The organism is Kitasatospora sp. NPDC059571 (assembly GCF_042735675.1).
GTDB lineage: Bacteria > Actinomycetota > Actinomycetes > Streptomycetales > Streptomycetaceae > Kitasatospora.
Genome location: NZ_JBHWBW010000560.1, coordinates 1,757 through 4,731 on the forward strand (window position 1 = coordinate 1,757; position 2,975 = coordinate 4,731).

At 72.9% G+C, this 2,975-nt stretch carries 3 protein-coding genes; 1 reads left to right on the top strand and 2 read right to left on the bottom strand.

Annotated elements, in window-relative coordinates:
- Positions 1-82: 82 nt before the first annotated feature.
- A complete protein-coding gene (locus ACFV0G_RS35485; protein ID WP_380556837.1) occupies positions 83-1,660 on the bottom strand; it encodes a WXG100 family type VII secretion target in 1,578 nt (525 codons plus the stop codon).
- Positions 1,661-1,694: 34 nt separating this feature from the next.
- The gene (locus ACFV0G_RS35490; protein ID WP_380556839.1) at positions 1,695-2,291 is read right to left on the bottom strand and encodes a hypothetical protein; all 597 of its coding nucleotides are present in this window, start codon (positions 2,289-2,291) and stop codon (positions 1,695-1,697) included.
- Positions 2,292-2,603: 312 nt separating this feature from the next.
- On the opposite strand from ACFV0G_RS35490, the gene ACFV0G_RS35495 reads away from it, so the two are divergent.
- On the top strand, positions 2,604-2,975 hold a 372-nt coding region (locus ACFV0G_RS35495), incomplete at its 3' end, for a DUF6412 domain-containing protein (RefSeq protein WP_380556840.1).

A 2,975-nucleotide genomic window follows, 5' to 3' on the forward strand; every position in this document is an offset into this window, starting at 1 on the left:
CCCACCCATTCACGATAGTCAAAAACACCGCGGTCCCGGGCGGCGGGTGCGTCCCCCCCCGGCCGGCCACGTGACCTGAGTCCTACTCAATCACGCCAGGGTTGACCTGACCCGTACCGGACGTCCAGGTGTCCTCGTCCTCGACCAGGTAGTCGGGCCGATTCCGGTTGTTCCTGTCCTTCTTGCCAGCCGCACCGTGGCCGCCACCGAAGCCGCCCTGGCCCGAACGCCCGTCGGCGCCGCGCTCGGCGCGGCCCCGCAGACCTGTACCGCCCTGGGTGAACTCACCGCCGGCCGCCGGGCCCCGCCGACCGCCGACCGCCCCGCCGGACCGCCCGACCAGGCCGCCGCCCGCGCGCGAACCGCCGGCACCACCCTTGGCGCCGCCGCCACCGCCGAGGTGCGGCATTCCACCGGCTCCAGGGGCTCCGGCCTTACCGGCCTGCGCGCCACCGGCACCGGTTCCTGGTGCACCGCCGGGCCGCGTGCCGGCCCCCGTGGTCCCGGCCGCGCCGGTACCGCCGGGCCGACCGGCTCCACCGGCCCCGCCAGTACCGCGACCACCGCCAAGGCCGCCACCACCGCCGAGGCCGCCGAGACCGCCGGGAAGACCGCCGGCCATCCCGCCGCCTCCACCGAGGCCACCGCCACCGCCGAGGCCGCCTCCGCCGAGGCCACCGCCACCACCGCCGGCCCCCGGCAGGGTGCTCCCCGGACCGGAGGGGTTCGGCAGGGTGGGCGCCGTCGGCACGTGGTCGATGCCGGTGCTGGGGTTGCGGGTGCCGGGATCCGGGAGGGGCGGGGGTACCTGACCCGGGCTCACCGGGGTCGGATGCGCCGACGACGGCGGCGTGTAATTCGGCGTCGAGGGCGGGCTGTACGGCGTCGGGTTCGGCCGATAGCCACCGCCTCCGCCGGACCCTCCGCTGCCGCCACCGCTGCCGCCCACCGAGACTTCCTGGCTCCCGCTGCGCTCGTTCTCCGAGCCCGGAGGCGGCGGGAAGGTCGGTGGCTGTGCCTGCCCGAGTCGCGAGACCGACTCGTCGTAGGACTGGCCCAGCTTGGTCATCTGCTGGACGGCGTCCTGGTGAGCCTGAGCGACACGCTGCTGCGCCGCCTTGTACTGGCTCTCGGTGACCCAGTCGGAGTCGACCGCACCGGCGACCTTGTCCGCGACCATCGAGCCGCCGAGCATGCCGAGCGGGCCGAGGCCGGCGCCCATGACGCCACCGGCAATCTTCACGCCGGTGTTGGGCTGACCCTCGTAGCGCTTGACGGTCTCCATGTCCGAGGTGGGCACGCTCGGCATACCCGACTTGACCTCGCTGAGCGTCTCGCCCGCGGAGGCCATGTACTGACCGGCATTGCGCGAGTACGAGGCGAGGTCCATGGTCGACTGGGAGACCTTGCCACCCCAGCTCTTGAAGTTCTCCGCAGCGTCACCCTGCCAGTCGAGCCCGCTCATGTGCGCGTGCAGCTCGTTGCTGATCTCGTCCATCTTCTGCGAGGCGAGCAGCAGACGCTGTCCGACCTGCATGACCGAGACCGGGTCGGCCTCCTCGATCATCGCCACGAGGTCCTCATGACTGCTGTCACCGAAGTTGGTGCACCCGCTGGTCATGCCGTGGTTGATACGGACGAAACGCCTCTCGACGGTCATGTGTCACTCCCCCTCTCCGAAACCGGAGCAGTCATCAGTAGCTCGCCTGCTGGTTGCTGCCGCCACCTGCGGCGGGCTGGGTGTACGACGCCGGCTGGGCGTACGACCCACCGCCTGCGGCCGGGTACCGTGCCGAGCCCGCCGGCGGCAGTCCAGCCTGATGCCCCGCCTGGTTCAGGATCGACTGGAACTTCTGGCGCTGCTCCTCGTCGGCGTTGTCGTAGCCCTTGGCCGCCATGTCGATGCTCGCGCTCATCGCCTCGATCTGGAGGGAGAGCGTCTTCGAGAGCTGTTCGAGGTTGGCGTGCACGGTGTTGTACGCGGTCATCAGGTCGCCGGCCTGGCCGAAGTTCTGGCCCAGCTGCCAGGACTGGAGCTGCTGCTGGGACACCTCGCCGTGGCTGGCGGGTGAGCCGTCGAGGTCGGCGAGCAGCGCGTCGACCTTCTTCTTGAAGGTCTGGAGGTTCTCGACCTCGACCTTGACCGCCTGCGCGCCGACCTGGCCCGCGAGCGACTTGGACTGCGCGACCATGGCGGCGGTCTGGGCCGCCGTCACGGTCGACACGACGTTGTAGAAGATGCCGGACGTACCGCCGCCGCCTCCGCCGCCTCCGGCCACTGCCTCGTTCACCGTCGATCAACCTCCCCCGTGCACGACCGGCCCGCCGCGGCCTGCCATGTCTCCACTACTTCTCCTGCTTCACCCCGCGAGCGGGGTACTCCTACGTGTCCGGCCGGTCCCGTCGTCGGACGGACGGCAGCAACCGCCACACGTAACATAGCGCCCGCGGCCGACTGCCCGTCAGGGGCCCTCCGCCGACAGGCCGGTATCGGTACGTACCTGTCACCTCGCACACACAACAACCGGCTCTCCCGGGGCCTTCCCGCCGTCCCGTAGCATCGGAGCGACAGAGGTCACGGAACGCCGGAGGAGGCAGCGAGCATGCCCGTCGTCGCACTGCTCCTCGCCCTCGTCCGGCTGCTGAGCGGCGATCTGCTGCCGGCCCCCGGTTCGCTGACCGCCGTGGCCGCCGCGGCCGCCCTGGTCCTGCTCGCCGGGGCCGTGGCGGGGACGCCGGTCGCCGCCCGGCTGCTCGGGGCGCGGGCCCCGGCCACCGTCCGGGACGGCGTCCTGCGCAGGCAGGCGTTCGGTACGGCCTTCCTCCCCCAGCACGATCCCGATGCCCGGGGCCGCCGGCGCCCCCGCGCGCCCGGAGCGGCCCCGGCGGCCGCCCCCCCCCGGCGCCGGGCCGCGACCTACAGACAGCCCGCCCGCCCCCGCCCCCCCCCCCCCCCCGCGAGAGCCCCAGACACC

Excerpts from the sequence above, each read along its gene's own strand:
- ACFV0G_RS35485 (WP_380556837.1), bottom strand. The coding sequence starts at position 1,660 with ATGACCGTCGAGAGGCGTTTCGTCCGTATCAACCACGGCATGACCAGC.